This is a genomic window from Undibacterium sp. GrIS 1.8 (assembly GCF_040544445.1).
GTDB lineage: Bacteria > Pseudomonadota > Gammaproteobacteria > Burkholderiales > Burkholderiaceae_D > Undibacterium.
Genome location: NZ_JBEONQ010000093.1, coordinates 1 through 7,206, shown reverse-complemented (window position 1 = coordinate 7,206; position 7,206 = coordinate 1). Strand labels below are relative to the sequence as shown.

General features: G+C 39.7%; 10 protein-coding genes. 6 read left to right on the top strand and 4 right to left on the bottom strand.

Translation table 11 applies throughout. The annotated features are described in order from the left end of the window. The first annotated feature begins 461 nt into the window (after nucleotides 1-461). The 5 genes from AAKU64_RS21905 to AAKU64_RS21885 all read left to right on the top strand — a co-directional run bounded on the left by AAKU64_RS21905 (nucleotide 462) and on the right by AAKU64_RS21885 (nucleotide 4,359). Complete coding sequence (locus tag AAKU64_RS21905; RefSeq protein ID WP_354363036.1) at nucleotides 462-1,058, top strand: hypothetical protein; 597 nt, start codon at nucleotides 462-464, stop codon at nucleotides 1,056-1,058. 713 nt (nucleotides 1,059-1,771) lie between these two features. Beyond that, nucleotides 1,772-1,969, top strand: coding sequence for a hypothetical protein (locus AAKU64_RS21900; protein ID WP_354363035.1), 198 nt, complete (start codon nucleotides 1,772-1,774; stop codon nucleotides 1,967-1,969). Next, nucleotides 1,950-2,852 (top strand): integrase domain-containing protein, encoded by a 903-nt coding sequence (locus AAKU64_RS21895; RefSeq protein ID WP_354363033.1) that lies wholly within the window; start codon nucleotides 1,950-1,952, stop codon nucleotides 2,850-2,852. The genes AAKU64_RS21900 and AAKU64_RS21895 overlap by 20 nt, the downstream gene beginning before the upstream one ends. Before the next feature lie 10 nt (nucleotides 2,853-2,862). Next, a complete protein-coding gene (locus AAKU64_RS21890; RefSeq protein WP_354363032.1) occupies nucleotides 2,863-3,102 on the top strand; it encodes a hypothetical protein in 240 nt (79 codons plus the stop codon). Nucleotides 3,103-3,123: 21 nt separating this feature from the next. Continuing rightward, the gene (locus AAKU64_RS21885; RefSeq protein ID WP_354363031.1) at nucleotides 3,124-4,359 is read left to right on the top strand and encodes a hypothetical protein; all 1,236 of its coding nucleotides are present in this window, start codon (nucleotides 3,124-3,126) and stop codon (nucleotides 4,357-4,359) included. Nucleotides 4,360-4,416: 57 nt separating this feature from the next. Here the strand turns inward: AAKU64_RS21885 and AAKU64_RS21880 are convergent, their stop codons facing one another. From AAKU64_RS21880 to AAKU64_RS21865, 4 genes are all read right to left on the bottom strand, one after another. Beyond that, nucleotides 4,417-5,550 (bottom strand): CAP domain-containing protein, encoded by a 1,134-nt coding sequence (locus AAKU64_RS21880; protein ID WP_354363029.1) that lies wholly within the window; start codon nucleotides 5,548-5,550, stop codon nucleotides 4,417-4,419. Then, the gene (locus tag AAKU64_RS21875) at nucleotides 5,501-5,689 is read right to left on the bottom strand and encodes a hypothetical protein (protein WP_354363028.1); all 189 of its coding nucleotides are present in this window, start codon (nucleotides 5,687-5,689) and stop codon (nucleotides 5,501-5,503) included. The genes AAKU64_RS21880 and AAKU64_RS21875 overlap by 50 nt, the downstream gene beginning before the upstream one ends. 147 nt (nucleotides 5,690-5,836) lie before the next feature. After that, a complete protein-coding gene (locus AAKU64_RS21870; protein ID WP_354363027.1) occupies nucleotides 5,837-6,097 on the bottom strand; it encodes a hypothetical protein in 261 nt (86 codons plus the stop codon). Further along, nucleotides 6,094-6,723, bottom strand: a complete 630-nt coding sequence (locus tag AAKU64_RS21865) for a nucleotide-binding protein (RefSeq protein ID WP_354363026.1) — start codon at nucleotides 6,721-6,723, stop codon at nucleotides 6,094-6,096. The genes AAKU64_RS21870 and AAKU64_RS21865 overlap by 4 nt, the downstream gene beginning before the upstream one ends. 94 nt (nucleotides 6,724-6,817) lie before the next feature. Here AAKU64_RS21865 and AAKU64_RS21860 point away from each other — a divergent pair, with 94 nt between their 5' ends. Next, nucleotides 6,818-6,955 carry a recombinase family protein gene (locus AAKU64_RS21860; protein WP_354363037.1) on the top strand — a complete coding sequence of 46 codons (138 nt, stop codon included), beginning with the start codon at nucleotides 6,818-6,820 and terminating at the stop codon, nucleotides 6,953-6,955. The last annotated feature ends 251 nt before the right edge of the window (nucleotides 6,956-7,206 follow it).

The window sequence follows — 7,206 nt, the reverse complement described above, 5'->3', positions numbered from 1 at the left end:
AACCTTAATGAAATCATTGACTTACAGAACTACCCCCACGCCAGTGCTCGATCTCCTACCGTCACTTATTGCACCTAAAACAAATCGACCCCTAAAAGCCAAACCAAACATGGCTCGATTAATCGAAAAAAGGCGATTTGAGTCTGACCAAATGGTCAGATTGCGCCGAAGGACGCAACCTTTTTGCACGCACGGTGCGCCTCAAGCGCATCCGCTTTAAATAGATAGATAAGGCTATGCCTAGCATCTTCTTGTGCGCGAAGCGCAGTCACTTATAAAATCATAAAGAAAGACTTAAGAAGAGAAAATGTGCTTCTCATAGCAGAAATTTTTTCATAAGGTACGCGTTTTGAGTACCTAAGGTCTTAGAAGTGAGAACTTAAAGTCTTATATTTATATTGCAAACTAAGACTTTATGGCTCACAATAAAAACACCTAAGGTTTTAAAAGAAAGGCTTGAAATGAGACCTCCTGAAAATGGTTTAAATTTGATTAAGATTGAGGATAAAAGTAGACGCGGTTTACACAGATATTCTGAGAATCCTTTTTTACCAAAAGCAGCAGCAAATATGCGTCATGGGATAAAGAGAATTACTGATAAATCTGGCCACAATTCGATGATTGTCTCCGGCGAAGGTGAAGTGATTGCTCCGGCCGGCTTTCATCAGATAATCGACGTTGACAAAACACAGTTCGTAAAACTGTTCATAAATGGAGTAAAAGCGCTTAAAGAATTGAGCGGTGCAGGGACTAAGGTTTTTGAGTTACTTTATATAAAAGTACAGGAGAATATAAGCAATGACGTTATATACATAAGTTTAAGTGAGATTGATCAGCAAGTAACCCCGATGAGCAAAGCAACTTATTTGAAGGGCATGAAAGAGCTAATTTTGAAAGATTTTATAGCCGAATCCCTCACGCAAAATAAGTACTTTTTGAATCCGGATTTTATGTGGAACGGCGACCGACTCGCATTCGTGAAAGAATATAGAAAAGTAAAGGCAATTAAAAAAAATGAGGCTGATACACGCACATTAGATTTGTTTGACAAAAGCTAGTTATCATTCAATTTATGTGATATGCTGAAAGCATTACCGCTGGGAAACTAGCATCGTCTTAACTAGAAAACATTGTTTTTTAGTACATTGTCTGCATTTGTGACAATACTTTTACCCGCTTGGGAGCTACTCCCACCCGGGGACGCTCCTTTTTTTATTATAAAAGGAGCAACCTATGTTTTTAAATACATATCAAATTGTTAATATTGGTATCGTTTTTTCGTGCAAAATTGCTTTTTTTGCACTTAAGACAGTACTGAAAACATCTATTTCACTTATCAAAATATCTATCAAAATTGCAAAATTTTTGAAGGCTCAGCCTGCAAAAAATTAGCATTTTGATATCGTAAAAAAAGACAAAAATCTACGTCTAAAGTTATAAAAAAGTGCTGACTTTTTTATAACAAAGACGTACGATTTTTGTCTTTTTTTTTATGCGCGTCTCAAAGTGTAATCTTTGAGACGCGCAGCTTAATCTATCTCCAAAGTCAAGCCTGGCTTGACTTTCGGCAATTTTGTGTAATGTGAACACACTCAAAATCACATGATTTTCAAAAATTTTTAATGGTCGAAGTGCCATCCAAAAAACTTCATTTTAATTATCAAAATATCAGCAAAAAAGGACATGTTTCACGCTCAAATTTGGGCCGTCCATCCATTTTCTCAACTACTTGCTCTTTTATAAACACATGTCTAAATTTATAACAAACACAATGCAAATTTTAGAAATCGAAATACAAAAAATGGAGGATAAAAAATCACAACTTTTAATTGAAACAAAAGAAATTTCAGAGGCAATAAAACTTCTTCAAAAAATCACTTTCTCAAACAAAAATCCGACCCAAAAAAATCAAAAAAATGCACTTAAAAATACAAAAATAGAGGTGAAAGATGAATCAAAAATCGACTAATTTTATGTCGATTTCTGCCCGTTTTATGAGTGCTTCATGCACTCATAAAACGGGCAGTACAACGACACGCGTTCGCAATAAATCTACGTTCAATCAGCTGCAAAAAATCGCAAAGAATGAAAGATGGGGGAACGATCTTTCCCCACAAAATTTAACACAAAAACAGCTCAAAAAATTTGTGGAAATAAGGATAAAAAAAGGCATTTCTGCTCATTCACTTCAAACAGATTTGAGTGCGATTAGAAGAGCAATTGCAGGTGCCGGCAGGCATCTTGATTGCACCATTATTTTTGATTCAAAATCGTTAAATGTACCCTCCTTTTCGCGATCCGGAAATGGCATAAAAGTGGATGAAAATGTGCTTCATAAAGCACTTGAAAATGCAGATCAAAAGACTGCTTCTCTCATTCTTTTGCAGCGCCATCTCGGACTTCGTTTGAATGAAGCATTACATGCAAAAAATAGCCTTTTAAGTTGGAAAAAAGTTCTTGAAAACGGCGGAAAAGATTTGCGTTTAACGGATGGATCGAAGGGCGGTAGGCCACGCACAATTTCAATTTTCGACGACAAGCGTGATGCTGTTTTGCATGCGATTCGAGAGAATTTAAAAGCCACAGAAAATGGAAAAATACATGCTTTAGAAGGTGCAAAAACGCTAGCGACAGCGAAGCGTTACTACTCGAAAAATCTTGCAGAAATCGGTCTAAAAAATGAGTTTTCTTCACATTCTTTAAGACGTGCTTTTGCGTGCGATCAGTTTGAAAGATATCTGCAAAAAGGGTACTCAAAACAGAATGCTTTAAGCCTCACTTCAAACGATTTGGGACACGGAGATGGGCGCGGCAGATGGGTCTGGAATAACTACATAAAAAATTCAATTTAAGGACTAAAAAATGATCAATTGTGCACATCAAAAAGAGGTTTTTTTGTCACTTGAACTTGACTCAAAATCTTTGTATTCAGTTTCAAAAACTGTGGGGGGTTGCAAGCTAAAAAAGCTTCAAAAAAATGACGATATAGGACTCATCAAAATCAAAATCGATGAGTCTGTTTTTAAGTTTTTACTGCAAAAAAAATTAAGACAAGAAACAAACAGAATGGCAGTTGAAAGAGCCATTTTATCTTTGAAATAATCAATCAAAAAAGGTACAAAAATGAATCAATTATTTAAACTATTTTTAGCATTTTTAATGTGTCTGTTTTCTCAAAATTTGTTTGCGCAAACACAAAAAATTTGTACTCCTTTTAACATCCCCTTAGCAGGGATTCCTTGCGGGGAAGGGTATACGGGTACAAAGTTCCCGATGAGAACTAAGGTTTGCCCAAGTGGACAGGTTACCGATGGTTTAACCTTCAATACTGATAATTGCAAACCAGCCAATAGTCCTATTACGGATCCAAATGCGACGGATTGCAAGGTAACACCTACTGCTGTAGGTTGTATGAGTGCACCTACGTTAAGGGGTTGTGATTCTGGTCGACATTGGGTTTTGACCGGAAGTAATATAGCTCATTGTGTAGCAGACGATATGGATTGTGGGTGGGGTAAAACCTTAAAACATGACAAATTAGGTAATTCGTATTGCGAGCAAAATACTTGCGCTGCGCCCTTAGTGTTACAGGGCGACGGTATATCCTGTGCCTGTGCTGTTGGCTTAATTTTTAATGGAAGCGCTTGTGTAGCACCTTGTTCGCCAAGTAGTTCTACGCAATATCAATCGTGTGGTGCTGGTTATACAGGCAATCAATCTAGAATTGCTACTGCCACTTGTCCCTCTGGCGTTATGTCTTACTCAGGTTGGGATACTAGTGGTTGCGTCGCCGTAGCGTGTCCTGCTAGCACTTCAACTACGGGCGTGTGTCCAGCGGGTTTTACTGGCCAGACGGTGACAACGACCAATTATGTGGGTGTTTCGTGTACAGCAGTTTCATCAACTGATTCTAGCGGATGCACTCCACTTCCGCCTTCTTGCACTTCTTCTACATCAACCGAAACGGCAGCTTGTCCACTGGGATCGGTCGGTACCATGAGTAGACTAGTAACAAATAATTCGTGTACGGGGATAACTTATTCATCGTGGGATAAACTATCGTGTGTCACTGTTACACAGCCGCCGTCCGTCTGTCAAAATGGTGCAACTAATTGGCCGACCTGCACCTTACCAGTCGTTAAAACAGATTTTTATTGTTGTGGTGAAAGTAATGCTTGCATCGCAAACGTTCCATCTGATGCAATTGTTGCTGGCTATGGCGTGATGTATCCAAATGATCCTAAGATGAATTATGTTGATTTTGGCAAATACGATTCAAAAGCTTATGGTTGGGAATCAGTGTTTGACAGCTCGACTCAAACATCCTCTATGTTATGCGGTGGAGCGAACGGAAATTAATTAATTTACATATAAAAAAAAGCCGAGAATTTCTCGGCTTTTTTTGGTTTATTGATTTTAAAAACTCGGGATCAAACCTGATGCCGTCGTGAAACTCCAAAAACATCCGGGTGTTTTACCAAAAACAATCTTACCTCCGATACATCCAAACTCGTTACCATTGATAGTCCCATGCAAAGCCATATTGTAGGTTGTGGATGGCTTGAGTTGTGCTTTGGCTGTCAACCATGCCTCGTTATTAGGAATGAGCTTGTTAGGGTCGTTAGATGCCGTATAAACGTAAGCATTCAAAGGCGTGGAACCACCTGATTCAGTCATAGTAAAATCTTTTAATACAAGCGTTTGGCTCGCCTCAATTGCAAAAGAAACTGGATATCCAACCTTTCCAAAAACACCACCAGTAATATCCGGAAATGGATTTATGTTATCACCAGCTGTAGTCAAAGTAACGTTGCTTTGCTTATCCATTGGATACATCATTACAAAATCAGAAGCGTTGGTTTGACCATTAGCCGTTTTTTGGGCAACATTTAAATAAAGCGCTGAATTTGAACTATCACAAACACCGTCGCAAAAGCCCGTCATGCCTTGATCTGTCCAGCTTTGACGAATTAATGTGCCACGATGGTACACAGTATTGATTAATGCTTGTATCGCACCCGGCATCGTATTTGCAACTGAACCACCGGCACTCACAAAATAATTAGTCGCATAGCCAGCAAAGTTTGCCCTGTCAGTATCGGACACACCCGTAAATCCCGGTTTGCCTGGATCTTCCAAGTGCTGAAAAACGTGGTTTAAAACCAAATAATTTGCATGATTTTTGCTGGCCAACGTCAATGGTGCTGAATACGCCAATAAGCCTAAGCCCAATGATTGTCGAAAATTATTCAAATAATTAAACGCTGCTAATTCTTGTGAGCCGGCTGCCAATGGCGGTGCTGACACAGTCAATTGCAACTGCGCCGCTGTAACCGGAGCAGTGCAAGTTGGGTAGTCGGTGCCGCCGTTGGAGCATGTTGTAGCTACTGGGGGGGGAGTTGGTGCCGTGGATGAACTACCACCTCCGCCACCACAGGCAGTCAAAAAAATGGCAGCAAGGATAGAAAGCTTGCCGGAAACAATGTAATTTTTTTTCATTTCATTTGCTCCATCCAAAGCTAATCCAAAAGTCACCATTTTTTTCTTCATCGCTCATCTCAATGTGTTTTGTTATATTTTCATCTATATTATCATTTACTACACAAACTAACAAACGTCGGCCTTTTCTTAGGTCAGAAGCAGTTATTTTTATGATTTGCGGGTCAGTGTTACACTCCTTATCAGCCATTTTTAACTCCCTTTTGGTTACTTTTGGTTAGGTTAAATAGATTGTTAGCGCACTCTATTTAACCGCTTTTTATAGGCAAATATAACCTATATAATAAGTATATACTTATTATATAATAATACAAGTAATATTTATTAATTTCATTACTTATTTAACGTCTAAATACGCATTAAGAGCATTGATAATTATTTCTGTTTCTGTCACCCTCAGGCCAGTCTTTTTATACTCGCTGTAAGCCCGATCCTTCAATGCCTCAAAGGTATTTGCTGGCAGCTCAACTAACTTTTGTCGTTTAGGTTCACCTGGCACAGGACCAGGTTTTTTCCTTACTACTTTTTCAGCACTTGGATTTTTAGAGGTTTCACTTGCGCCATCAAGAAAACTAGATAAGTCTGGTTTCTTCTTCATTTTGTAACCTCAGCTAAAAAGGCATCCATCTCGTCGATTGCATGGCGATCTTTTCCTATTTCATGAACAATTGCACCCTCCCCAACTGCACGACGATATGCAACCCGCTCACATACCCTGATATTAAGAAGGTTGAGATTCTGCTCTTTTAAAAATTCGACCATCTCTCCGGTGTCTTTTGTTCGAGGATCTACGCGGGTCAACAGGACGCGGACTTTCAAGTCAGCGTTATATTCTTTGGCGATCTCAACGATTTCCAGTAGATCCGTCATGGCCGCAGCATCGAGGTTACTGGCACCAACAGGAATAATTGCAACATTTGCCAGCAAAAGCGCTGCACGTAGACCAGCAGAGTCACGACCACCAGCGTCAACAACAGTATGAACAAATCCTGACGACAAACCTTTTCCTTCGCTAAAAATTGCCTTACCAGTTAAACAGGTCGTTGTTGGACTTGTTTCATGCTCGGTATCCCGTCTCCATGCAGCCCAAGATGCGGCGCTTGCTTGCGGATCACCATCGATTAACAAAGTTTTATTAGACGTCGCCAGCATTGTTGCTAGATGTACCGCCGTCGTAGTTTTTCCTACTCCGCCCTTCGTATTCACTACAGCAAATATAGTCATATAATATCCATAAACTAATAATAAACATTATTAATATATACCAATATATAAGTAATGTATATTATTACTAGGCAATTGAATTGTTTTTTAAACGATTTATAGTGAAAAGGTAAGTGCGGCCGAAACGCGTTTAGAGCTCCACCAAGCGCTTAAATCGCTTCGCAGTGGTGATGTGTTGGTTGTATGGCGGCGAGACCGCCTGGCGCGGTCTAGGCCGCTTAAATTTACCTAGCTCGTCCAAATTACGATCACTGACGCCCGCCGGTTGTCGGCGTTCAAATTTTCGCGATGCGAAAATCGAGCCCTGCTAGCGCAGGGTTGATACGCTGGGTTTCCTTCGCGCTTCGCTTGATTAAAAAAAGCCTAAAAGTCAAAACCAACCCCTAAAAGGGGTCGATTTGTTTTAGGTGCAATAAGTGACGGTAGGAGATCGAGCACTGGCGTGGGGGTAGTTCTGTAAGTCAATGATTTTATTAAGGTTTC